At 65.4% G+C, this 21,485-nt stretch carries 23 protein-coding genes; 10 read left to right on the top strand and 13 right to left on the bottom strand.

Features of this window, described 5'->3' with window-relative positions; translation table 11 throughout:
* Nucleotides 1–50: 50 nt before the first annotated feature.
* Both AC3EC3_RS13910 and AC3EC3_RS13905 read left to right on the top strand, forming a co-directional pair.
* Nucleotides 51–977, top strand: a complete 927-nt coding sequence (locus AC3EC3_RS13910) for a hemolysin family protein (protein WP_488490197.1) — start codon at nucleotides 51–53, stop codon at nucleotides 975–977.
* A gap of 46 nt (nucleotides 978–1,023) precedes the next feature.
* A complete protein-coding gene (locus AC3EC3_RS13905; protein WP_260926606.1) occupies nucleotides 1,024–1,908 on the top strand; it encodes a LysR substrate-binding domain-containing protein in 885 nt (294 codons plus the stop codon).
* 161 nt (nucleotides 1,909–2,069) lie between these two features.
* Here the strand turns inward: AC3EC3_RS13905 and AC3EC3_RS13900 are convergent, their stop codons facing one another.
* Nucleotides 2,070–2,282 carry a hypothetical protein gene (locus AC3EC3_RS13900; protein ID WP_488490196.1) on the bottom strand — a complete coding sequence of 71 codons (213 nt, stop codon included), beginning with the start codon at nucleotides 2,280–2,282 and terminating at the stop codon, nucleotides 2,070–2,072.
* 200 nt (nucleotides 2,283–2,482) lie between these two features.
* A complete protein-coding gene (locus AC3EC3_RS13895) occupies nucleotides 2,483–2,635 on the bottom strand; it encodes a hypothetical protein (protein WP_488490195.1) in 153 nt (50 codons plus the stop codon).
* 375 nt (nucleotides 2,636–3,010) lie between these two features.
* On the opposite strand from AC3EC3_RS13895, the gene recQ reads away from it, so the two are divergent.
* A complete protein-coding gene (gene recQ, locus AC3EC3_RS13890) occupies nucleotides 3,011–4,810 on the top strand; it encodes a DNA helicase RecQ (RefSeq protein ID WP_488490261.1) in 1,800 nt (599 codons plus the stop codon).
* Nucleotides 4,811–4,861: 51 nt separating this feature from the next.
* Here recQ and AC3EC3_RS13885 read toward each other — a convergent pair whose 3' ends face one another.
* Nucleotides 4,862–5,299 carry a hypothetical protein gene (locus AC3EC3_RS13885; protein WP_488490194.1) on the bottom strand — a complete coding sequence of 146 codons (438 nt, stop codon included), beginning with the start codon at nucleotides 5,297–5,299 and terminating at the stop codon, nucleotides 4,862–4,864.
* Between the two features lie 142 nt (nucleotides 5,300–5,441).
* On the opposite strand from AC3EC3_RS13885, the gene AC3EC3_RS13880 reads away from it, so the two are divergent.
* Together AC3EC3_RS13880 and AC3EC3_RS13875 are read left to right on the top strand one after the other, a co-directional pair.
* Complete coding sequence (locus AC3EC3_RS13880) at nucleotides 5,442–5,714, top strand: metal-sensitive transcriptional regulator (protein WP_488490193.1); 273 nt, start codon at nucleotides 5,442–5,444, stop codon at nucleotides 5,712–5,714.
* Nucleotides 5,711–6,484 (top strand): MauE/DoxX family redox-associated membrane protein, encoded by a 774-nt coding sequence (locus AC3EC3_RS13875; protein ID WP_488490192.1) that lies wholly within the window; start codon nucleotides 5,711–5,713, stop codon nucleotides 6,482–6,484. The genes AC3EC3_RS13880 and AC3EC3_RS13875 overlap by 4 nt, the downstream gene beginning before the upstream one ends.
* A 149-nt stretch (nucleotides 6,485–6,633) precedes the next feature.
* On the opposite strand, the gene AC3EC3_RS13870 is transcribed toward AC3EC3_RS13875, so the two are convergent.
* The gene (locus AC3EC3_RS13870; RefSeq protein ID WP_488490260.1) at nucleotides 6,634–8,115 is read right to left on the bottom strand and encodes a L,D-transpeptidase family protein; all 1,482 of its coding nucleotides are present in this window, start codon (nucleotides 8,113–8,115) and stop codon (nucleotides 6,634–6,636) included.
* Nucleotides 8,116–8,418: 303 nt separating this feature from the next.
* Between AC3EC3_RS13870 and AC3EC3_RS13865 the strand changes: the two genes are divergently transcribed.
* The 3 genes from AC3EC3_RS13865 (at nucleotide 8,419) to AC3EC3_RS13855 (ending at nucleotide 13,259) form a co-directional block, all read left to right on the top strand.
* Nucleotides 8,419–9,366 (top strand): DMT family transporter, encoded by a 948-nt coding sequence (locus AC3EC3_RS13865; RefSeq protein ID WP_488490191.1) that lies wholly within the window; start codon nucleotides 8,419–8,421, stop codon nucleotides 9,364–9,366.
* Nucleotides 9,367–9,494: 128 nt separating this feature from the next.
* Nucleotides 9,495–12,167, top strand: coding sequence for an aconitate hydratase AcnA (gene acnA / locus AC3EC3_RS13860; RefSeq protein ID WP_488490190.1), 2,673 nt, complete (start codon nucleotides 9,495–9,497; stop codon nucleotides 12,165–12,167).
* Between the two features lie 321 nt (nucleotides 12,168–12,488).
* The gene (locus tag AC3EC3_RS13855) at nucleotides 12,489–13,259 is read left to right on the top strand and encodes a prolyl hydroxylase family protein (RefSeq protein ID WP_488490189.1); all 771 of its coding nucleotides are present in this window, start codon (nucleotides 12,489–12,491) and stop codon (nucleotides 13,257–13,259) included.
* A gap of 78 nt (nucleotides 13,260–13,337) precedes the next feature.
* Here AC3EC3_RS13855 and AC3EC3_RS13850 read toward each other — a convergent pair whose 3' ends face one another.
* The gene (locus tag AC3EC3_RS13850) at nucleotides 13,338–14,366 is read right to left on the bottom strand and encodes a PEP-CTERM sorting domain-containing protein (protein ID WP_488490188.1); all 1,029 of its coding nucleotides are present in this window, start codon (nucleotides 14,364–14,366) and stop codon (nucleotides 13,338–13,340) included.
* On the opposite strand from AC3EC3_RS13850, the gene AC3EC3_RS13845 reads away from it, so the two are divergent.
* Nucleotides 14,365–14,556: a hypothetical protein gene (locus AC3EC3_RS13845; RefSeq protein WP_488490187.1), complete on the top strand. Its 192-nt coding sequence runs from the start codon at nucleotides 14,365–14,367 to the stop codon at nucleotides 14,554–14,556. The genes AC3EC3_RS13850 and AC3EC3_RS13845 overlap by 2 nt on opposite strands.
* Nucleotides 14,557–14,694: 138 nt before the next feature.
* Here AC3EC3_RS13845 and ruvB read toward each other — a convergent pair whose 3' ends face one another.
* The 6 genes from ruvB to AC3EC3_RS13815 form a co-directional block, all read right to left on the bottom strand.
* On the bottom strand, nucleotides 14,695–15,738 hold the full coding sequence (ruvB, locus tag AC3EC3_RS13840; protein WP_488490186.1) for a Holliday junction branch migration DNA helicase RuvB: 1,044 nt from the start codon (nucleotides 15,736–15,738) through the stop codon (nucleotides 14,695–14,697).
* Entirely contained in the window at nucleotides 15,728–16,273 is a 546-nt protein-coding gene (locus AC3EC3_RS13835) for a hypothetical protein (RefSeq protein WP_488490185.1), read from the bottom strand. Before AC3EC3_RS13835 ends, ruvB begins: the two co-directional genes overlap by 11 nt.
* The gene (gene ruvA, locus AC3EC3_RS13830) at nucleotides 16,273–16,878 is read right to left on the bottom strand and encodes a Holliday junction branch migration protein RuvA (RefSeq protein ID WP_488490184.1); all 606 of its coding nucleotides are present in this window, start codon (nucleotides 16,876–16,878) and stop codon (nucleotides 16,273–16,275) included. The genes AC3EC3_RS13835 and ruvA overlap by 1 nt, the downstream gene beginning before the upstream one ends.
* A gap of 106 nt (nucleotides 16,879–16,984) precedes the next feature.
* Nucleotides 16,985–17,461, bottom strand: coding sequence for a crossover junction endodeoxyribonuclease RuvC (gene ruvC, locus AC3EC3_RS13825; protein WP_488490183.1), 477 nt, complete (start codon nucleotides 17,459–17,461; stop codon nucleotides 16,985–16,987).
* A 148-nt stretch (nucleotides 17,462–17,609) separates the two neighbouring features.
* Nucleotides 17,610–18,374 carry a YebC/PmpR family DNA-binding transcriptional regulator gene (locus tag AC3EC3_RS13820; RefSeq protein ID WP_488490259.1) on the bottom strand — a complete coding sequence of 255 codons (765 nt, stop codon included), beginning with the start codon at nucleotides 18,372–18,374 and terminating at the stop codon, nucleotides 17,610–17,612.
* 146 nt (nucleotides 18,375–18,520) lie between these two features.
* Entirely contained in the window at nucleotides 18,521–19,024 is a 504-nt protein-coding gene (locus AC3EC3_RS13815) for an arsinothricin resistance N-acetyltransferase ArsN1 family B (RefSeq protein ID WP_488490182.1), read from the bottom strand.
* A gap of 69 nt (nucleotides 19,025–19,093) precedes the next feature.
* Between AC3EC3_RS13815 and AC3EC3_RS13810 the strand changes: the two genes are divergently transcribed.
* The gene (locus AC3EC3_RS13810; RefSeq protein WP_488490181.1) at nucleotides 19,094–19,819 is read left to right on the top strand and encodes a CPBP family glutamic-type intramembrane protease; all 726 of its coding nucleotides are present in this window, start codon (nucleotides 19,094–19,096) and stop codon (nucleotides 19,817–19,819) included.
* Nucleotides 19,820–19,942: 123 nt separating this feature from the next.
* Here the strand turns inward: AC3EC3_RS13810 and AC3EC3_RS13805 are convergent, their stop codons facing one another.
* Nucleotides 19,943–20,179: a DUF2312 domain-containing protein gene (locus AC3EC3_RS13805; RefSeq protein ID WP_260926574.1), complete on the bottom strand. Its 237-nt coding sequence runs from the start codon at nucleotides 20,177–20,179 to the stop codon at nucleotides 19,943–19,945.
* A 157-nt stretch (nucleotides 20,180–20,336) separates the two neighbouring features.
* The gene (locus tag AC3EC3_RS13800; protein ID WP_488490180.1) at nucleotides 20,337–21,455 is read right to left on the bottom strand and encodes an NADH:flavin oxidoreductase; all 1,119 of its coding nucleotides are present in this window, start codon (nucleotides 21,453–21,455) and stop codon (nucleotides 20,337–20,339) included.
* Nucleotides 21,456–21,485 lie beyond the last annotated feature (30 nt).

Genomic DNA, 21,485 nt, shown 5'->3' with positions numbered 1-21,485 from the left:
TTGCCTGCAATGCATCGAAACTGACACTTCTACAGGGGATTTCCACCACCATGGCCGACAATGGCCGCACCACCGAGACCGGCTCGGGAGAACCGGACAGTAGCGGCACGCTCTGGCGTGTCTTCCGCAGGCTTTTCCAGTCCGATGCCGACCAGTCGCTGCGCGCCCGCCTCGAAGAGGTGATCGACGATCACGAGGGCGACGAGACTCCGGAAGTTGCAGGATCGGGCGATCTTTCGCCGATCGAGCGGCAGATGCTGCGCAACCTCCTGCACTTTTCCGAACACGATGCCGACGATGTGGCGATCCCGCGCGGCGAGATCATCGCCCTGCCCGCCTCGGCCAGCTGGGACGAAGTGGTCGAGGCCTTTGCCGAGCATGGCCACAGCCGCATGCCGGTCTATGGCGAGACGCTCGACGAGATTCGCGGCATGATCCACATCAAGGACGTGTTCCCCATCCTCGCCCGCAAGGCAGCGCCGCCCGCCGACTGGACCGTGCTGATGCGCCAGCCGCTGTTCGTGCCGCAGGCGCGCGGTGCGCTCGACGTGCTGGCCGACATGCGCGCGCGCCGCACCCATCTGGCCGTGGTGATCGACGAATATTCGGGCACCGACGGCATCGTCACCTTCGAGGATCTGGTCGAGGAAATCGTCGGCGATATCGAGGACGAGCACGACGATGCTCCCGAAGACCTGCTGGTGCCGCTGGAAAACGGCATGTGGGAGGCCGATGCCCGCGTCGAACTCGAAGAAGTGGCGCAAAGAATAGACACCCGGCTCGCCGAAGTGGAGGAAGCAGTTGACACTTTGGGCGGACTGGCCTTTGTCCTCGCGGAGAAAGTCCCGGAGGTCGGCACGATCCTGGAGCATGACAGCGGTTGGCGTATCGAGGTGATCGACGGCAACGAGCGCCACGTCTCCCGGCTCAGGCTCCATCCGCCCGAGGACGATTTGGCGAGAGACCCCCAAACCTGAAACGTGCGCCCTTCACCGGGTGCCCAGCGGAAGAAAAGAACAGACCTTGCCCGTTCGTCGCCTCCCCCCCCTTCGCGCTCTTGAAGCTTTCGTCCGTGTGGTCCGTCTGGGATCGGCCAAGGCGGCTGCCAACGAACTCGCGCTCAGCCCCTCCGCGCTTTCGCGCCGGGTCGCGGCGCTGGAGGACTTCACCGGCAAGCGGCTGTTCACGCGCCAGCATCAGGCGATGAAGCTGACGGACGAGGGCATGGCGTTCTACAATGTCGTCGGCCCCAAGCTGGAAGAGCTGGCCGAAGCGGTGGAATCGCAGATCGATCGCGGTCAGGTGCTGCGCCTGCATCTGGGCGTGCCCGCGCTGTTCGGCGGCCAGCGCCTGTTCCCGCGCCTGCCCGAACTGCGCAAGCTGCATCCCCGCCTGCACATCGACATCGACACCGGATCGAACCTCGAAGGCCGCGTCGGCGATACGCTGGACGCCGCCGTGATCCTCTCGAAGGAACCGGACCCGGCGTTCTACAAGGTGCAGCTCGATCACAACAAGGTCTACGCCATCGTCTCGCGCGAGCTGGCCGAAGCGATCGGCCCGGTGCCTGACCGCGAGAAGCTGTCGAAGCAGACCTTCCTCATCCACAACGACCTGCCCGAAAGCCTCGATGCGTGGAAGACCGCCATCGGCATGAACAAGCTGGAGGCCGCCTCGGTCGACCGCTTCAATTCGGGCCAGCTGGTTCTGGAAGCGGCGGCGCAGGGCCTCGGCATCGCCATCATGCACGACGACCACTTCCGCCGCGCGCATGACGACCGGCTTGCCCGCCTTTACGATATCGAGGTCGACAGCCCCTACCGCTACTGGTTCATCTGCCGCCCCAAGGCGCTGGAAACCCGCCCCGTGCGCATCTTCCACGAGTGGCTGCTGAGCGCAGGCCTGTAAGGCTACACTAAGAGTTCGTTTGAAAATTCGCAGAACGCGAATTTTGCGGCACCGGCCCTCTCCCCCACCCACCACCCAACGGTATTATCCTGCGGGTGGGGGAGAGGGCCGGTGCCGGCTCATAAATGCCCATCTGGGCATTTATCAAACAGCCTACAAGGCTACAGCTCGGCGGCATCCTGCATCGCAAGGACCGCCAGCGCCGAGGCAAGGCCGCGCGCGGCGAGTTCATCCAGCGCCGGCGCGGTGTCTCGCCCCATCTGGCGCGCAAGCGCCTTCACGGCGCGCGCGTCTTCGGCAAAGGCATGCTCGCCGAGCCATGCCGCATGCAATTCCTGGCGCCGCACGAAGGCGCCGTTCCAGTCGATACCCATAACGCGATACTCCCGTTCCTGCGCGACGGGAGAGAATCGCCCGCCGCCTCTGGAGAGGCGTTCTGGACGCACAGCCGCAAAGCCGCGTCTAACGGACGAGAGCGCGGATCGACGAGAAGTGCAATCGTTTAAAATTTACCTTTGCCGTACCCGAACAAAAGTGGTGCGACCCGACTCGGCTCGTGCGGCAGGATCTCGTCTCACCCCCGACCGAACAGGCGTCGCAGGATTCCGGTGGGCTGGTCCATCGGCTGGATCGGTCCATACGTATTGAGGCGCTGGTGCGCATCGCGGTGCGAACGAGGAAGCACCGACTCGTGCGGGCGGCTGCTGCGGAAAACGTAGGCAGACATAAGCAAGACTCCCTGTTGTCCATTCGTCTTTGGTAAAACTCCCGTGGCCGCGAAAAGTGCCCGGGTTTCGGCATGGGCATAACAGCCCGCGCAAAATGCGGCATCCGGGCAACACCGGAGCGCGCCCGAAGTGGCGGGTAAAGGCGCCGGAAAAGAGAGCCGAAAAAGAGGGCGGCAAATTCGGGGCATGACCGCCTGCACCGCCTTCCCATCGCCCCGGCGCATCTGGCATAGGCTGCCTCCGTGACCGAGCACGAGAACGACGACAACTGGCCAGACGCCACCTCCTGGGCCACCTCCTGGTACGCCGAAGATGACGGCAGCGACCACGGCTGGGCGCCGGTAGCCGACTACGAAGACTTCGCTCCTGCTCCCATCCTCGAAGCCGGACCGCCGCCCTCGCCCGAAGATGTCTCGCGCGCGCTGCACGAGACGTTCGGCTTCTCCGGCTTTCGCGGCGTACAGGATCAGGTGGTCGGCCGCGTGCTGGAGGGCCACTCCACGCTGGCGGTGATGCCGACCGGTGCGGGCAAGTCGCTGACCTACCAGTTGCCCGCCGTGCTGCTGAACGGCACTTGCGTCGTCGTCTCGCCGCTGATCGCGCTGATGCACGACCAGTTGCGCTCGGCCCGCGCCAACGGCATTCGCGCCGCCGCGCTCACCAGCGCCGATACCGACCGCGACGCGACGATGCGCGCCTTTCGCGCAGGGGAGCTGGACCTGCTCTACGTCGCCCCCGAACGCGCCAGCCAGCCGCATTTCCGCGAACTGCTGTCTCGCGCGCGCGTGGCGCTGTTCGCCATCGACGAGGCGCACTGCGTCTCCGAATGGGGCCACGATTTCCGGCCCGACTATCGCCTGCTCAAACCGCTGCTCGATGCCTTCCCGGACGTGCCGCGCCTCGCGCTGACCGCAACGGCAGACCGTCACACCCGCGCCGATATCCTGACGCAACTGGGCATTGCCGAAGACGGGCTGATCGTCGCCGGGTTCGACCGCCCGAACATCCGCTATGCGATCCGCCCGCGCGAGACCGTGCAGCGTCAGCTGAAGGCCGTGCTCGACGAGAACCCCGGCCCCGGCATCGTCTATGCCTCCACTCGTGCCCGCGTGGAGCAGCTGGCCGAAGGCCTTGCCCGCGATACCGGACGCCGGGTGCTGCCGTATCACGCGGGGCTTTCCCCCGAAGTGCGTGCCCGCAATCAGGCCGCCTTCGTGGCATCGGAAGACATGGTGATGGTGGCGACCGTCGCCTTCGGCATGGGCATCGACAAGCCCGACGTGCGCTTCGTGGCGCACGCCGGTATCCCCAAGTCGATCGAGGGCTACTATCAGGAGACCGGCCGCGCCGGGCGCGACGGCGATCCCTCGGTGGCGATCATGCTGTGGGGCGCGGACGACTTCGCCCGCGCGCGCCAGCGCCTGTCCGAGATCGAGCCGCATCGCCTTGCCAGCGAGCGCCAGCGCCTCGATGCGCTCGCCGGGCTGGTCGAGACCGCCGCCTGCCGCCGCGCGGTGCTGCTGCGCCACTTCGGCGAGGAACCGCCCACGACTTGCGGCAACTGCGACAACTGCCTGACGCCCCCTTCGGTCAACGATGTCACCGAACTGGCGCGCAAGCTGCTCTCCGCCGTCTACCGCACTGGACAGAGCTTTGGCCTCGGCCATCTGGAGAAAGTGCTCGGCGGCGTCAGCGACGACCGCGTGCTCCAGCGCGGGCATGACCAGCTTTCGGTGTTCGGCATCCTGACCGAAGACGAGCGCCCGCTGCTCAAGCCGCTCGCCCGTGCCCTGCAGGCGCGCGGCAGTCTGGTGCCGACCGAGCACGGCGGCCTCGCGCTGGGTGGCGATTCACGCGATATCCTGAAAGGCGAGGCGAGCGTGATGATCGTCGTGCCGCCGCGCAGCGAACGCCGCAAGCGCGGCAGCAGGGGCGGCAACGATAGCCCCGATCCGTTCGGCGATCCGCTGTTCGAGGCGCTGCGCGAACTGCGCCGCTCGCTCGCCGCCGAAGCCGGCGTGCCGCCCTATCACATCTTCTCCAACGCCACCTTGCGCGAGATGACCGAGACGCGCCCTGCCAGCCGCAGCGATCTGGCGGCGATCGGCGGCGTCGGCGCCTACAAGCTCGATGCCTATGGCGAGGCGTTCCTGCAGGCTATCCGCGAGAACTGAAGGGCCGAGAAATGCCGGGCGAGCAGCAGGACGCGCTGCTTCGAGCGATGCCTAAATCGCGACCTTGCGCGTAGCCATCATGCGCCAGCCCCAGAACCAGCCCGCGCCTATCAGCGCCGCCAGCAGGTGCGCCACCGTCGTCACCGGCGGGAATGTGACGGCGTAATAAACAAGGCCCAGCGCGCCGGCGCTCAGCAATGCCAGACGCAAAGGTCTGCCGCGCCAGACGGTGCCAGCAAAGGCATGGCCATATAGCGCCGACCACACCAGCGATACGCCTTCGGCATGGACCGCCAGCCAGAGGAACACCTGCAAGATGGCTATACCGACAGCAAGTGGAACCCAGCCTCCGCGCTGTTCGACCGGCGATGCTTCCGGCACCGTGTGAAGACCGACACCCGCGGCCAACAGCGCATAGTTGATGACGCAGTGCTGCACGCTGCCGTCGTAAGTCCCGCCGAGCAGCAGCGCTATCATCGCATCTGTCATATCGGTCCCCACCGCAGTCGTCACTCTTGTGCCGCCAGATGCGGCTTCGCGCAACAGCGCGTGGGGTCTTGATACGTCCCACCCCCACCCCATATACCCCCTATGGGTATTTTTGAGCCCTAAGCATAGACGAGTTCACATCATGCATCACGACCGCACCCGCACCATAAACCGGCTGAAACGCATCGAGGGACAGGTGCGTGGGCTTCAGCAGATGTTGGTCGACCAGCGCTACTGCATCGACGTCCTGCACCAGTTGCAGGCGGTGAAGGCAGCGCTGGGCAAGGCCGAGAGCGAAATTCTGGGCGAGCATACCGCGCACTGCGTGGCCGAGGCGATCGCTTCGGGCGATCCGGCGGCACAGACCGCCAAGTTCGCCGAACTCGTCGACCTGTTCGAGAAAGTGAAACGATGACCACTGCTGCTACTTCTCCCGCCCAGACCGCGCCTTCGGGCAAGCCCGTCGCCCGGCTCTATCGCATGGTGTTCGACAAGCACGTCTGCCCCTGGGGTCTGCGGGCAAAGTACCTGCTCGAAAAACAGGGTTATGCGGTCGAAGACCACTGGCTGCGCAACCGCGACGAGGTGGACGCCTTCAAGCGCGAGCATGACGTGAAGACGACGCCACAGACCTTCATCAACGGCGAGCGGATCGGCGGTCATGACGACTTGCGCCGGTTCCTCGGCAAGCCGGTGCGCGATCCCAAGGCGACCAGCTACCGCCCGGTCCTCGCGATCTTCGCAATGGCGGCGCTGATGGCGCTGGCGACCAGCTGGGCGACTTCGGGCGCGCTGCTGACGATGCGCGCGGGCGAATGGTTCATCGCCTATTCCATGGCGATCCTCGCCACGCAGAAGCTGCAGGATATCGAGAGCTTCTCGACGATGTTCCTGGGCTACGACCTGCTGGCCCGCCGCTGGGTGCCCTATGCGAAGATCTATCCCTTCGCCGAGGCGCTGGCGGCGGTGCTGATGATCTCGGGCGCGCTGACGTTCGTGGCCGCGCCCATCGCGCTGGTGATCGGCGGCGTCGGCGCCGTCTCGGTGTTCTACGCCGTCTATATCCAGAAGCGCGAGCTGAAGTGCGCCTGCGTGGGCGGCAGCTCGAACGTGCCGCTGGGCTTCGTCTCGCTCACCGAGAACGTGATGATGGTGGCGATGGCGCTGTGGATGCTGCTGAAGTGAGGGGGCTTTTGCGAACGGGTTAAGACCCGTTCGGTACGGCACCGGCCCACGCCCCCACCCACCACCCGACGAGAGTATCCTGAACGGGTGGTGGGTGGGGGCGTGGGCCGGTGCCGCAAGCCTCCTGCATCCGCAGGAGGCACATCACATCAGAGCGGATTGTCCAGCTTGATCACCGCCTCGTCGCTGGCGCGCTGGGTGGTGTGGACTTCGCGCGGGGCCTTGAAGCTGTCGAGCACCGGCTTGTCGCGGCCATAGAGGTCGTCGAACTGCGTCAGCGTGCCGTCGATGTTGCGGGCATAGGTGAAGTAGACCAGATACACCGGGAAGGTGCGCGTCATGTTCACCTTTGTGTACTTGCCCGAGCGCGAGATCTCCGCCGCCTTTTCCGGGTCCATCTGGGCTCCGAGGATCGCCATCGTCATGCCCAGCTCCACCGCCCGCTCGGTACGCACGCAGCCGTGGCTGAAGGCGCGGACCTTGGCGTTGAAGTAGGACTTGGCGGGCGTATCGTGCAGATAGATCGCGTGCGGGTTGGGCATGTCGATCTTCATCATGCCCAGCGCGTTGTTCGGACCGGGCTGCTGCACCACCCACGCCGGACCGGTGCCGTTCTGGACCAGCTTGTAGCCGTTGTTCTTCGCCCAGGTCGGATTGGCGGCGACCTTGGCGGCAAGCCCTTCGCCCTTCGAAATCGACTGCGGCACCGTCCAGGTCGGGTTGAACACCACGTCCGTCACCGTCTCGGCCAGCTGCGGCGTCGCGGTGCGCCCCGGCTTGCCCACCACCGTCTTGTAGGTGCGGATGATGTTGTTCTTCACCGTCAGGCGCAGCTGGAACTCGGGGATGTTGGTGATGAGGTAAACGTCGCCCAGATCGCGCTTGAGCCAACGCCAGCGGTCCATGTTCGCCTGAATCAGCGCGCGCTTGGCGACCTGCGCCTTGGGCGTGGCGGCCAGCGCGTCCTTGAGGATCTGGTAATCGGGGATCGTCGGCGCCAGTTCGCTCACCACCCCGGCGATGTCATGGCTGGACAGCGCCTGCGCCATGACCTGTTCGGTCGGCGTGGTATCCTGATCGGGATCGACCGCGAACCACTGCACGCGATCGGTCATCGGCGTGCGCCCGTCGCGCAGGTCCTCGATCAGCCAGCCGAAGGTGCGGCTCGCCTGCTGGTCGAGCGCGTCGCCGGCCCCGCCCATGATCGCGGTGTTGAGCGCGTCGGGCTGGTAATCCGCCGGGATCAGGCCTTCCGAACCGATCCCGCGGATCAGCTTGAGCAGCGCCTTGGCGTCCGCCACCGTCCACGACATGACCGGCTCGACCACCGGTACGATCTGGCCGTTGGCGCTTTCCGGGGTGCCCGGTGCCGGAAGCGGCTGGACCACGGGCTTCGAGGTCTCGATGGGAGCAGGCGTCGCCACCGCAGCCGGAGCGGCTTTCGCGCTGCCCGACTTCGCCCTGGGCGTGGCTGGCGTGGCGGTCGCGGTCGGTTCCGGCGACGACATCTGCTGGGGCAGGAGGTCGGCCGGCTGTCGCTGGGTCGCGGCCTCGGCCACCAGCGGCTGTGCCACGAGACCGGTCACGGTCAGCGCGGGAATCACCTTGCGGGCCAGAACAGACCCCGCCATCAGCGAACCGCACCGCACTGCCCGAACAAAATTTGCCATTATCGAAGAAACCTGCCCAAATGTTATGGGGTCAAAATGCCCCGGATGGCGGTGCGTTCCCGCCCCCGCCAGATACGCTCCGCCAAGAGCCTTGGCGCACGGTAAAAAGACGCCGTTGCCGCCGACTTAGCCCCGTTTGCCGGTGATCTTCAAGCATTCGTCCTGACCTTGCGATGAATCGCTTGCAGCGGGCCAGGGAATCGCCTGCAGCGAGCGCGGGAATCGCTTGCAGCCGCCGCCGCTCCCCGACAATGCGCAGGAACGATGACTGTCTCTGCCCCCCGCCTCCATGCCCCGCAGCCGCACACTCTGGCGGCGGTTCTGGCCGTGATCGCCGGTATCGCGACGTTCAGCGGCATGGACGCCGCGATCAAGAGCGCCTCGCTGGCGGTAGGTGTCTACAGCGCGCTTCTGGGCCGTAACATACTGGGAACATTGCTGACCCTGCCTTTGTGGCTGGCCGCCGGGCGCCCCATGCCCACGCTATCCGTGCTGCTGCGCGTCCACGCCTTCCGCGCCATTCTCACATCCGCGATGGCCGGGCTGTTCTTCTACGGCCTCGTCCGACTGCCGATGGCCGAGGGCATGGCGATTTCATTTATCTCACCTATCCTTGCACTTTATTTTGCCGCCGCAATGCTGGGAGAGCGCATTCGCCCCCGCGCGATCTGGGCCTCATTGCTCGGAATCCTCGGCGTGGTCGTGATCGCCTCGGGCCGCCTCGGCACCGGCCATGCCGATGTCGAGAGCCTGAAAGGCGTGATCGCAATACTTCTGTCTGCAACTTTTTATGCCGCCAATCTGGCCGTCCAGCGCAAGCAGGCGCTGGTGGCGGGCCCGGTGGAAGTCGCGCTGTTCCAGAACCTTGGCGTAGCCCTGATTTTCCTTGTTTTCTCGCCATTTCTCTGGACCATGCCGCAGAGCGGAACGTGGGCGGAAATCCTCGCCGCAGCAACTCTGGCAACCGTCGCGCTGATGCTTTTGTCATGGGGCTATGCCCGTGCCGAAGCGCAGGTTCTGGTGCCCATCGAATATACCGCCTTCCTGTGGGCCGCGCTGCTCGGCTGGCTGATGTTCGATGAGCGGGTGGACAGCCTCACGATCGCGGGAACCGTGCTGATCGTACTGGGCTGCTGGGTGGGCACATGGGGCAAGCCGTCCCACGATGGGGTCGCGCCCGCTTCTGCACCCGACGCGCCCCCCTTGACCTGAGGCCCCGGAGCGCGCATCGGCGGGGCGACGAATCCGCCTGTCGCAGTGCAGCACGGAACCGGGGTTTCCGGGCCCCGATTTCGAGAACTGTCGCGGCAGGCATAATCAAGAAGGGAAAAAAGCCCACCATGACCCAGGTCGGACAGGATACGCTCGGCACCCGCAGCACCATGACAGTCGGCGGCAAGCAGATCGCCTACTACTCCTTCAAGAAGGCTGCCGAAAAGATCGGCGACGTCTCGCGGCTTCCCTTCTCGATGAAGGTGCTGCTTGAGAACCTGCTCCGCTTCGAGGATGGCGGCTTCACCGTCGCAGTCGAGCACATTCAGGCCGTCGCCGACTGGCAGAAGAACCCCACCACCGGTGACGAGATCCAGTATCGCCCGGCCCGCGTTCTTCTGCAGGACTTCACCGGCGTTCCCTGCGTGGTCGACCTTGCCGCGATGCGCGACGGCATCAAGGCGCTCGGCGGCGACACCAGCAAGATCAACCCGCAGGTTCCCGTGAACCTCGTCATCGACCACTCGGTCATGGTCGACGAATTCGGACACCCCAAGGCGTTCGAAGAGAACATGGAGATCGAGTACCAGCGCAACATGGAGCGCTACGACTTCCTCAAGTGGGGCTCCAAGTCGCTCTCGAACTTCTACGCCGTTCCCCCGGGCACCGGCATCTGCCATCAGGTGAACCTGGAAAACATCGCCCAGACCGTATGGACCGACAAGGACCAGAACGGTGAACTGGTCGCCTATCCCGACACCTGCGTCGGCACCGACAGCCACACCACCATGGTCAACGGCCTGGGCGTGCTGGGCTGGGGCGTCGGCGGCATCGAGGCGGAAGCCGCGATGCTCGGCCAGCCGGTCTCGATGCTGATCCCCGAAGTCGTCGGCTTCAAGTTCGTGGGCGAGCTGAAGGAAGGCGTCACCGCCACCGACCTCGTGCTCACCTGCACCGCCATGCTGCGCAAGCACGGCGTGGTCGGTCGCTTCGTCGAATACTTCGGTCCGGGCCTCGCCTCGCTGACCCTCGCCGACCGTGCGACGCTCGCCAACATGGCCCCCGAATACGGCGCCACCTGCGGCTTCTTCGGCATCGACGACAAGACCCTGGACTACCTGCGCCTCACCGGCCGCGAGGAAGACCAGATCGCGCTCGTCGAAGCCTATGCCAAGGAGCAGGGCTTCTGGATGGAGCCGGGCGCAGCCGATCCGGTGTTCACCTCGACGCTGGAACTCGACCTGTCGACCGTCGTCCCCACCCTCGCAGGCCCCAAGCGCCCGCAGGACAAGGTGATCCTCACCGACGTCGACGACGTGTTCAACAAGGACATGGCCGAGACCTACAAGCAGGCGCCCAAGACCGTGCAGGTCGAAGGCAAGGACTTCTCGATCACCGACGGTGACGTGATGATCGCGGCCATCACCAGCTGCACCAATACCTCGAACCCCTCGGTTCTGGTGGCAGCAGGTCTCGTCGCCAAGAAGGCGGACGAGCTGGGCCTCAAGCCCAAGCCCTGGGTCAAGACCTCGCTCGCACCGGGTTCGCAGGTCGTCACCGACTACCTGAACAAGGCCGGTCTGCAGTCGCACCTCGACAACATCGGCTTCAACCTCGTCGGTTACGGCTGCACCACCTGCATCGGCAACTCGGGTCCGCTCGCAGAGCCGATCAGCAAGGCGATCAACGAGAACGGCCTCGTCGCCTCGGCGGTCATCTCGGGCAACCGCAACTTCGAAGGCCGCGTCTCGCCGGACGTGCGCGCCAACTTCCTGGCCTCGCCGCCGCTGGTCGTCGCCTACGCCCTGAAGGGCACCGTGGTGGAAGACTTCACCACCACCCCGATCGGCGTGAGCAAGGACGGCGTGGACGTGTTCCTCAAGGACATCTGGCCGACCAACCTCGAAGTCAACGAGACGATGAACGCCTGCGTCGACCGCGCCATGTTCCAGGCCCGTTACGCCGACGTCTACAAGGGTGACGAGCACTGGCAGGCGATCAACGTCACCGGTTCGGAAACCTACTCGTGGAAGGCCGCGTCGACCTACGTCGCCAACCCGCCCTACTTCGAGGGCATGGAGATGACCCCGGCACCGGTTTCGGACATCATCGGCGCCAAGCCGCTGCTGATCCTGGCCGACTCGGTCACCACCGACCACATCTCGCCGGCCGGCTCGATCAAGGCCGACAGCCCGGCGGGCAAGTGGCTGATGGAGCGTCAAGTCGCCAAGGCGGACTTCAACTCCTACGGTTCGCGCCGTGGCCACCACGATGTCATGGTGCGCGGCACCTTCGCCAACATCCGCATCAAGAACGAGATGGTTCCGGGCACCGAAGGCGGCTTCTCGTCGTATAACGGCGAGACCATGGCCGTGTACGATGCCGCGATGAAGCACGCTGCCGACGGCACGCCGCTGGTCGTCGTGGCCGGCAAGGAATACGGCACCGGCTCGTCGCGTGACTGGGCTGCCAAGGGCACCAACCTGCTGGGCGTGCGCGTCGTCATCGTCGAGAGCTTCGAGCGTATCCACCGCTCGAACCTGGTCGGCATGGGCGTGCTCCCGCTCCAGTTCAAGGACGGTGACACCCGCCAGTCGCTTGGCCTGACCGGCGACGATTCGTTCACGATCAAGGGCGTTGCCAGCCTCAAGCCGCGCCAGGACGTGGAAGTCGAAGTCACCCGCAAGGACGGCTCGACCTTCACCTTCACCGCGCTGTGCCGCATCGATACCGCCAACGAAGTCGAGTACTTCATGAACGGCGGCATCCTGCAGTACGTGCTGCGCAAGCTGGCGGCCTGATCCGCTTCGACCGCTAAGGTCCGAAACAGAAAAAAGCCCCGTCCGGCACACGCCGGGCGGGGCTTTTTCGTGGGAAGAGCAGGCTGGCACCCTGCCCCTCCCCCGACAACCGCTCAGCCTGAGCCTGTCGAAGGCCACGCGCGACAGCCCCGTCTTCGTCATCCCCGCGCAGGCGGGAATCCAGAGTGGACCACGGTCGGCCCGGTCGTAGCGGCTTGTTACATGTGGCGCGCAACTGGATCCCCGCCTGCGCGGGGATGACGACACTCGGAAACACACACCCCCGCGACAAACGCGGCCCAGCCGCTATAGTCCTGTCCGATGCCCAAGCTGCCGTTCCTTTCCGCCCTGCTCCAGTCCGACAAGTCCGGGCCGCTTCACCGGCTGGCGCGCACGATGACCGACGATACCGCCCGGTTCGCCGATCCCGAGCGGCTGGCCGAAGTCGGGCGCACGGTCATGGCGCGGCTGGAGAGCACGCCCGGCGTCGAGCGGGTCATATGTGCAGGCGCGGATCTGTTCACCCTCCCCGGCTTTGCCGACGCGGCGCTATGCCGCAAGCTGGTACGCGCGATCGACAAGGAGGCGACGCCTTCCACCTTGTTCAAAGGCCCCCAGCCCGACGGCTTCCGCACCAGCTTCACCCACTACTTCTCGATGCGCGACAAGCAGACGGCGGGGATCGAAGCGCGCATTTCCGAACTGATGGGGATCGACGATGCCCATTCGGAGATGATCCAGGGCCAGCGCTATCAGGTGGGGCAGCAGTACAAGCCGCATCACGACTATTTCCATCAGGGACAGGCCTACTGGCAGCAGGAAGCCCCGCGCGGCGGCCAGCGCAGCTGGACCGCGATGCTGTTCCTCAACACCCCCGAAGAAGGCGGCGAGACCGAGTTCACCAAGCTTGGCGTCGCCCTCCCGCCGGTGCCCGGCACGCTGGTGATCTGGAACAACATGGGGCGCGACGGGAAGCCGAACGATCGCACCATCCACGCCGGAACCCCGGTGATCCGCGGCGTGAAGCACGTCCTGACCAAGTGGTATCGGCTCGACCGCTGGCGCGAGATCAACGCCGACAAGTATCGGTAAGCCCCGCGCCTCACCGCGCCGCGCGGCACGCTGGCACAAGCAAAAGGCGGGACCATGTGCGGTCCCGCCTTCTCCGTATCAGGCCTGCTGCTTGCGCTTTGCGAAGCGCCCGCGTGCGACCACCGCTGCGGCGGCCGCGCCGAACAGGATCAGCATCGGCGGCGCAGGCACGTCATGCGGATCGTGCGGGTGATGCCCGTCATGCCCGCCCGACGACGAACTCGACGAAGACGAGCTGGAACTGGACGAGGACGACGACGACGAGCTGGAGCTGCTCGACGAGGTCGTGCTCGAACTGAAATCGCCCGAGGTCGTCGAGATATTCCCCGAGGTGGTCGTCGAGCTGGTGATGTTGCCCGACGTGCTCGTGATGTTGCCCGAGGTGCTGGTGATGTTCCCCGAAGTCGTGCTGGTCACGTTGCCCGACGTGGTTGACGTGGTGCTGCTGATGTTGCCCGAAGTCGTCGAGGTCGTGCTCGATACGTTACCAGACGTGCTCGTCGTGCTCGACACGTTCCCCGAAGTCGAAGACGTGCTGGTCACGTTGCCCGAAGTCGAGGACGTGCTCGATACGTTCCCCGAAGTCGTGGTCGTCGTGGTCGTCGTCGTGGTGCCTTCCCCGCCGCTCGAACTGGAGCTGGAGCTGGAACCCGAGGTCGAGCTGGAGCCGGACGTCGATCCGGTGGTGGTCGAGCTGATGATGACGTTGCCGCCACCGCCGCCGCTGCTGCCACCGAAGAAACCGCCGAAAAAGCCGCCGCCGAAACCACCGAAGCTGCCACCGCCGCAGTTGCAGCCCACAGGCGCAGCAGGACCACCGCCCGCGCTCACCGGGGCGGCGGGCGGGATATAGGGCGGGGGCAGCGGGATCATCGCCATCTGCGGTGCGGGCGGCTTGACGATCTCGCGCTCACGCTTGAGCGGCGGGCGCTTGGGGATCTGGCGCTGGGCGATACGCGGGCGCGGCTTCTGGACTGCCGCAACCTTGGCCTGCTTGTGCTTGCTGTACTGCAGTTCCCCCGCGGACTGCGTTTCAGCAACATGCACTGCACCACCGCCGATGATCGCACATCCGGCGGCACATGCAGACAGTTTGGCCAGAGCCATGCGTACCGACATGATCTTGCTTTCTTCTTCCCATGGCAAAGGCCTTCCCGGACCCTTGCGCGAAACCCCTGCACAACGCCGCCAAGACGCCGTGCCCTGCTTCTCTATGCCAGAGACAACGCAGGAAGGCGTTAACCGGGCAACGCTGTTTCGCCTGAAATTGCCCGATAGCGGGACGAATATTGGTTAACGAGCGATTTCGCCAGTCCCTTGTACTGATTTGGGACGGAATTGCGCGCGCTTGCGTGCTCCAGTGAACAAAGTCGGCAGACTTTCGCCCACCCAGCCGACATCGGACGTGATTCGCGAGGCGCGTAATTTCGGGGTGTTAGTCCTCGCCCTCGAACAATCCACCTTGTGGCCCCGCCATGCCGGGGGGGATCGGCGGCGTCATGCCCAGGTGGGTCCAGCCGCGATCGTTGAGGCAGCGTCCGCGCGCGGTGCGCGCCACCATGCCGAGCTGGATCAGGTAAGGCTCGATCACTTCCTCGATGGTGTCGCGCGGCTCGGACAGGCCTGCCGCAAGCGTCTCGACACCGACCGGGCCGCCCTTGTAGATCTCCGCGATCATCCGGAGATAGCGGTGATCCTGCGAATCGAGACCGATCGAATCGATCTCCAGACGGGTCAGTGCATCGTCGGCGATGGCGCGGGTGACGAGGTCCGAACCCGCCACATGCGCAAAGTCGCGCACCCGGCGCAGCAGGCGCCCCGCCACGCGCGGCGTTCCGCGCGCGCGGCGTGCGATTTCGGTGGCGCCGCCCCGGTCGATACCGATGCCAAGCAGCCCGGCGCCGCGCGCGACGACCTTCTCCAGTTCCTCGACGGTGTAGAACTGCAGGCGTACAGGAATGCCGAAACGGTCGCGCAGCGGCGTCTGCAACAGGCCCTGCCGCGTCGTCGCGCCGACCAGCGTGAAGGGCGGCAGATCGATCCGCACCGAGCGTGCCGACGGCCCCTCGCCGATGATGAGATCGAGCGCGCGGTCTTCCATCGCCGGATAGAGCACTTCCTCGACCACCGGATTGAGGCGGTGGATCTCGTCGATGAACAGGACGTCGCCCTGCTCCAGATTGGTCAGCAGCGCAGCAAGGTCGCCCGCTTTGGCGATGACTGGACCGGAGGTGGCGCGAAAGCCCACGCCCAGTTCGCGCGCGATGATCTGCGCCAGCGTGGTCTTGCCGAGGCCCGGCGGCCCGAAGAACAGCGTATGGTCCATCGCCTCGCGCCGGGACTTCGCGCTCTCGATGAAGACGCGCAGATTGTCCTTGGCCGCGATCTGCCCGACGAACTCCTCGAGAGACTTGGGCCGCAGCGCCGCATCGGCGTCCTCGGTCTGGCGATTGGGGGAAAGGATGGGGTTATCGGTCATGGGGCTGATCACAAACGGCACTGACGCGAGCATCTTTATCACTAGCCCCCCGTACAATCTGTTTTGAAATTGCTAACGAGGTAGTCAGCAACCCGACGACAAACAAAAATGCAGAGCACCATCCAATCGCGGGCACGATCCAAGTGAAACGCGCCGAATTCTTCAACTCGCGCGCTAAACTCGATTCAAATTGCTCCGAACGCTGACCGTCAGATGCCACGCCAACCCAATACCCAATTTGCTTCTGAAGGGGAGGGATCATTCTGATAGTTATCTTTTGAGACACCACAGCCACAAGCAACGCCAATAAAATTCCGCCAGAAAAAGCCGCTCCAGAATATAATCTGAACAACGGATTTAGATTATCTTTCCCGAGAATTGCGAGAGCCGCACCACCGTTTATCGCGAGCAAAGATGCTGTGATCCACTTGTAGGAATGGGAATGCTGCTCCAAAATTCCTTTTCTTAAATCATCTAAAGCATCTGCTTCCCGCAACGCAGCATTACAGAGCCCAACATCTGATTGATTCCCCATCACCCTGCCGCCCGCTTCAGCGCCACGCGCACGAGGTCATTGAGCCCGGCGTGCTCGCCCAGTTCCTCCACCGCCTTGCCGACGGCCATCGCAGCGACGTTGGGCTTGAAGCCGAGGTTCTGGAGCGCGGAGACGGCATCGGCGCTGGCCGAGCCCGCAGGTGCGGCGATGGTTGCTCCCGGCGCGCCCGGTGCGGTGGGCATGCCGCCTGCCTTGTCCTTCAGTTCGTTGACGATGCGGCTGGCGAGCTTGGGGCCGACGCCGTTGGCGCGTGCCACCATCGCCGCGTCGCCTCCCGCGCAGGCGCGCTGCAATTCCTCGGTATTGAGCGCCGAAAGGATCGCCAGCGCCACCTTGGAGCCGACGCCCTGCACCGCCGTCAACAGCCGGAACCAGTTACGCTCCGCCGCCGAGGCGAAGCCGATCAGGCGCTGATCGGTCTCTGACACCTGCATCTCGGTGTGGATCACGACCTTGTCGCCGCGAATGCCCAGATGGTCGAGCGTGCGGGCGGAACAATGGACAAGATAGCCCACGCCGTGGACATCGATCACCGCCCAGTCGGGTCCGGTGTCGTCAAGGAGGCCGGTCAGCTTCGCGATCATGGTTTGTTCTATGGCAGGAAGCGTTTTGCGGGGCCAGTGGAAAAGAGGGCCATACCGGGGTTTACCACCCCTGTATCCCATGGCCTGTCGGTGCCGCCGCGCTGGTTTAGCGGTGGCTGCCCAGCATATTGGCGTGCGTGATCGCCACGGCGAGCGCGTCGGAGGCATCCTCGCCCGCCAGCTTCACGCCGGGGAGCAGGACTTTCAGCATCGCCTGGATCTGCTTCTTGTCGGCGCTGCCGGTGCCGACCAGCGCCTTCTTGATGACCTTTGTGGAGTACTCGGCCACCGGAAGGCCAGCCCGCGCGATCGAGAGCATCGCCACGCCGCGCGCCTGCCCCAGCTTGAGCGTCGACTGCGGGTTCACGTTGACGAAGACCTCCTCCACCGCGCCCGCATCGGGACGATGGTGGAGGATCACGTCGGTCAGCGCGGCGTCGAGTTCGACCAGCCGGTCGGCCATGCAGGCCTTGGCATCGGTGCGGATCTGCCCGTTGGCGACATGGCTGAGGCGGCTGCCGCTCTTGGCGACAATGCCCCAGCCCGTGCAGGTCAGACCCGGATCAAGACCGATGATGATCATGTCTAAAGCTTCCCCGCCCGGATGGCTCGGGGATTTGGGTCAGGCCGGAGCGAGAATGGCCCTCGTCGAGAACCGGCGCGCAGCGTACTTCAGTACGTGAGCACCGGAAGCGCAGACGAGGGTCTTTCGCAGCCCGGCATGGGCCAAATCAGCCCAGCGTTTCCATGACTTCGTCGGAGATGGCGTAGTTCCCCCAGACGGTCTGGACGTCGTCGTCGTCTTCCAGCGTATCGACCAGCTTCATCAGCGTGCTGACGGTGTCGGCGTCGACATCGACAGTGATGTTCGGCTTCCATGCCAGCTTCACGCCCTCGGCCTCGCCGAGCGTCTTTTCCAGCTCGCGCGCGACTTCGTGGAGCGCATCGACCGAGACCCAGATCTGGTGGCTGCCGGGATTCTCGTCACCGTCGCCCATGTCGCTCTGCACGTCTTCGGCACCGGCCTCGATCGCGGCTTCGAGAACCTTGTCCTCGTCACCCACGCTGCCGGGGTACTCGATCAGGCCGAGACGCTCGAACCCGTGCGCAACCGCGCCCGAGGCGCCAAGGTTGCCGCCGTTCTTGGCAAAGGCGGTGCGCACGTTGGTGGCGGTGCGGTTGCGGTTGTCGGTCAGCGCCTCGACGATGATGGCGATACCGGCCGGGCCGTAGCCCTCGTAGCGCACTTCCTCGTAGTTCTCGGCATCGCCCTTCGAAGCCTTGTCGATCGCGCGCTGGATGTTGTCCTTGGGCATCGACAGCGCCTTGGCGGCGTTGACGGCGGCGCGCAGGCGCGGGTTCATGTCCGGATCGGGCATGCCCATCTTGGCAGCCACGGTGATTTCGCGGCTGAGCTTGGAGAACTGCGCCGAGCGCTTCTTGTCCTGCGCACCCTTGCGATGCATGATGTTCTTGAATTTGGAATGGCCTGCCATTGGTCTGCCCATCATTCTGGCCCGGCCAGGAAAGACGGCGGGCGCTGTGTCCATGTAAAGTTGAGGGCGCCCTTACAACAGCCGAACCCCGCAGGGCAACCTTCGCGCGAAACGGCTGGAGAACAGGGGCGCCGGAGCAGCCCTTTCTACAACAGACGCTGCCACCAGCCGACATCGTGCCACGCGCCCAGCTTCCAGCCGACTTCGCGATAGATGCCCAGCGGCGAAAATCCCATGGCCTCGTGCAGGGCGATGCTGGCGGCATTGGGCAAGGCGATCCCGGCGAAGGCGGCGTGGCGTCCCTGCGCGGCCAGCATGGGCAACAGCGCGCCATAGAGCGCCCGCCCTACCCCCTGCCGCGCCGCCACCGGATCGACATAGATACCCACGTCGCACGAAGAGACATAGGCCGCCCGGTCCCGGTGCGGCGAGCCATAGGCATAGCCCAGTACTTCCCCACCCCGCTCGGCGACCAGCCAGCCGTGGGAGCCACCATAGCGCGCGATTCGCCGCGCCATTTCCTCGGCGTCCGGCGCCTCCAGTTCGAAGCTGACGCAAGTGTCGGTGACGAAGGGGACATAGATCGCCGCGCAGGCGGCAGCATCCTGCGCGGTGGCGTTGCGGATTGTCGGCGCGGCAGGAGCGGACATGGTGCGAAATTCCCTTCCACACAGGAAAAGACAACGAATTGGCAAGGCTGGCAAGGCTACGCCGCTTGCATGACCGAGACCGAGGCTGACCCCCGCCGCCCTTTCCTCTCCCCCTTGCGCGAACTCGCCGCGTTCCTGCGCCGTCCGCGCCTGCTGACGCCCGAAGGGCTGCGCTCTGCCGCAGGCTGGCGCGCGTTCGCCCCGCTGCTGGCGCTGCATCTGGCCGTACTGCTGCTGGTGCTGCTGCCGCTGTCCATCGGGGCGCAGAAGGGACTGGGGCTCGACGCGCCGGATGCCTTCGACAAGATTTCCGCCGGCTGGCTGCTGCCGATCACCCTGCTGATCGCGCCGGTGATCGAGGAAATGCTGTTTCGCGGCTGGCAAACCGGGCGACCGCGCGCGCTGTGGCTGCTGCTGTGCGCCATCGTCGGCGGCGCTGCACTTTACGGTTCGACGCACGGGCTTGCCCCGCTGGCGGCGGCGGGCGTGCTGCTGCTGTGCGTGGTGGCCGCGCTTGTCGGCTGGCTGGTCCTGCGGCGCAAGTCGGCGCCGGTCGCGGGCTTCGCGGCTGCGTTTCCGGCGATCTACTGGATCGTCGCGCTGCTGTTCGCAGGCGCGCACCTGATGAACTACGCGGCCCCGAAACCGCTGACTGCCGTGCTGGTGCTGCCGCAACTGTGGGCCGGGATCATGCTGGGCTTCACCCGCCAGCGACTGGGACTTCCCGCCTCGATGCTCCAGCATATTCTCGCCAACGGATCGGTGATCCTTGTGGCGCAGATCATCGGCGGATGAATCAAAAAGGGCGGCCATGCAGGGCCGCCCTTCCTTCCCGTTGATCCAAGGCCTTATGCCAAGGCGCTGAGATGCTGACGCATCACGCCTTGGAAAGGCTCAAGCGCCGCACGGGCTTTGGCCTTACTCGATGCCGAGCGCGGCCTTGTAGGTGTCGAGAATCATTTCCATCTCGCGACGGTCGTCGGGCTTGAGCTTACGGATACGCACGATCTGGCGCATGATCTTGACGTCGTAACCCACGGCCTTCGCCTCGTTGTAGACGTCGCGGATATCGTCCGAGATACCCTTCTTCTCTTCTTCAAGGCGCTCGACGCGCTCGATCAGCAGGCGCAGACGATCGTCGGTGTTTTCGGCCATCGGGTTTGGTGCTCCGGTCAAGGTTCTGTGAGAATCAGTTGGCCGGGCTGATAGCGCCCCTCACGGATTCGGGCAAAGCGCTATCGGTGCGTTGATGGGGGAAAACGGGAACGGGGTGGACGGAGCGCGCCCCGATCGGCCGCGCTCCGCCGCCTTCTTACACCAGTTCAGCCAGCGCCGAGGCTTCGAAGCCCTTGAGCGTATCGGTCTGGCCGTCGCGTACCTTCGCCACCCACTGCGCATCCGAGATCAGCGCACGGCCCACCGCGATGAGGTCGAACTCGTCGCGCTCCATGCGCTCGACCAGCTGGTCCAGCCCGGTCGCCTGCGAGGCTTCGCCGCCGAAGGCCGCCATGAAATCACCCGAGAGACCGACCGAGCCGACGCTGATGGTGGTCGCGCCCGTCAGCTTCTTGGCCCAGCCTGCGAAGTTCAGGCCCTGCTCGCCGTCGATCTCGGGAAACTCGGGCAGCCAGAAGCGGCGCTGCGAGCAGTGCAGCACATTCGCGCCCGCCTCGACCAGCGGCGTCAGCCAGGCTTCCATCTCGGCAGGCGTATTGGCGAGGCGCGCGGCATAGTCCTGCTGCTTCCACTGGCTGAGGCGAATGATCAGCGGGAAGTCCGGGCCGACGGCGGCGCGCACTGCGGCGATCACTTCGGCGGCGAAGCGCGAACGCTCGCCGATGGTCGCGCCGCCATAGCGGTCCTCGCGCTGGTTGGTGCCCGCCCAGAAGAACTGGTCGATCAGATAGCCGTGCGCGCCGTGCAGTTCGACTACGTCGAAGCCCACCTTCCTGGCATCCGCTGCGGCAGAGGCAAAGGCGGCGACGGCATCGGCGATGTCTTCCTCGCTCATCGCCACCCCGCGCGGCTGGTCGGGCGCGTTGAGGCCCGAGGGGCTTTCAACCGGGTTCTCGGGCTCCCAGCCGCTCATGCCCTTGGTGGCGCCGGTGTGCCAGATCTGCGGGCCCATGCGGCCGCCTGCACCGTGGACCGCCTCGATCACCTGCTTCCAGCCCGCCAGCGCGGCCTCGCCGTGGATGAAGGGGATGCCCGGCTCGTTGCGCGAGGAGGGACGGTCGATCACGGTGCCTTCGGACAGGATCAGGCCGACACCGCCCTCGGCGCGGCGGCGATAGTAGTCCGCCTGCGCAGGCCCGACGATCCCGTCTGCGGCCTGTGCGCGGGTCATCGGCGCCATGACGATACGGTTGGGCAGTTCCAGCGCGCCGAGCGAGAACGGGCGAAACAGGACGTCGGGGGAAGTCTGGGTCATGAGAGAGGCTTGGCTCCGTTGCCGGGAAAG

Source organism: Novosphingobium sp. BAM6 (assembly GCF_057784955.1).
The sequence above is the reverse complement of the archived record's forward strand: the minus strand, read 5'-3'. Positions and strand labels throughout refer to the sequence as shown.

Excerpts from the sequence above, each read along its gene's own strand:
- AC3EC3_RS13870 (WP_488490260.1), bottom strand. The coding sequence starts at position 8,115 with ATGGCGGGGTCTGTTCTGGCCCGCAAGGTGATTCCCGCGCTGACCGTG.
- AC3EC3_RS13865 (WP_488490191.1), top strand. The coding sequence starts at position 8,419 with ATGACTGTCTCTGCCCCCCGCCTCCATGCCCCGCAGCCGCACACTCTG.
- AC3EC3_RS13815 (WP_488490182.1), bottom strand. The coding sequence starts at position 19,024 with ATGTCCGCTCCTGCCGCGCCGACAATCCGCAACGCCACCGCGCAGGAT.
- AC3EC3_RS13805 (WP_260926574.1), bottom strand. The coding sequence starts at position 20,179 with ATGGCCGAAAACACCGACGATCGTCTGCGCCTGCTGATCGAGCGCGTC.
- acnA (WP_488490190.1), top strand. The coding sequence starts at position 9,495 with ATGACCCAGGTCGGACAGGATACGCTCGGCACCCGCAGCACCATGACA.
- ruvC (WP_488490183.1), bottom strand. The coding sequence starts at position 17,461 with ATGATCATCATCGGTCTTGATCCGGGTCTGACCTGCACGGGCTGGGGC.
- AC3EC3_RS13800 (WP_488490180.1), bottom strand. The coding sequence starts at position 21,455 with ATGACCCAGACTTCCCCCGACGTCCTGTTTCGCCCGTTCTCGCTCGGC.
- AC3EC3_RS13880 (WP_488490193.1), top strand. The coding sequence starts at position 5,442 with ATGCATCACGACCGCACCCGCACCATAAACCGGCTGAAACGCATCGAG.
- AC3EC3_RS13820 (WP_488490259.1), bottom strand. The coding sequence starts at position 18,374 with ATGGCAGGCCATTCCAAATTCAAGAACATCATGCATCGCAAGGGTGCG.
- AC3EC3_RS13900 (WP_488490196.1), bottom strand. The coding sequence starts at position 2,282 with ATGGGTATCGACTGGAACGGCGCCTTCGTGCGGCGCCAGGAATTGCAT.
- AC3EC3_RS13810 (WP_488490181.1), top strand. The coding sequence starts at position 19,094 with ATGACCGAGACCGAGGCTGACCCCCGCCGCCCTTTCCTCTCCCCCTTG.
- AC3EC3_RS13845 (WP_488490187.1), top strand. The coding sequence starts at position 14,365 with ATGCGTACCGACATGATCTTGCTTTCTTCTTCCCATGGCAAAGGCCTT.
- AC3EC3_RS13875 (WP_488490192.1), top strand. The coding sequence starts at position 5,711 with ATGACCACTGCTGCTACTTCTCCCGCCCAGACCGCGCCTTCGGGCAAG.
- AC3EC3_RS13855 (WP_488490189.1), top strand. The coding sequence starts at position 12,489 with ATGCCCAAGCTGCCGTTCCTTTCCGCCCTGCTCCAGTCCGACAAGTCC.
- ruvA (WP_488490184.1), bottom strand. The coding sequence starts at position 16,878 with ATGATCGCGAAGCTGACCGGCCTCCTTGACGACACCGGACCCGACTGG.
- AC3EC3_RS13835 (WP_488490185.1), bottom strand. The coding sequence starts at position 16,273 with ATGGGGAATCAATCAGATGTTGGGCTCTGTAATGCTGCGTTGCGGGAA.
- AC3EC3_RS13885 (WP_488490194.1), bottom strand. The coding sequence starts at position 5,299 with ATGACAGATGCGATGATAGCGCTGCTGCTCGGCGGGACTTACGACGGC.
- ruvB (WP_488490186.1), bottom strand. The coding sequence starts at position 15,738 with ATGACCGATAACCCCATCCTTTCCCCCAATCGCCAGACCGAGGACGCC.
- AC3EC3_RS13910 (WP_488490197.1), top strand. The coding sequence starts at position 51 with ATGGCCGACAATGGCCGCACCACCGAGACCGGCTCGGGAGAACCGGAC.
- AC3EC3_RS13895 (WP_488490195.1), bottom strand. The coding sequence starts at position 2,635 with ATGTCTGCCTACGTTTTCCGCAGCAGCCGCCCGCACGAGTCGGTGCTT.
- AC3EC3_RS13850 (WP_488490188.1), bottom strand. The coding sequence starts at position 14,366 with ATGGCTCTGGCCAAACTGTCTGCATGTGCCGCCGGATGTGCGATCATC.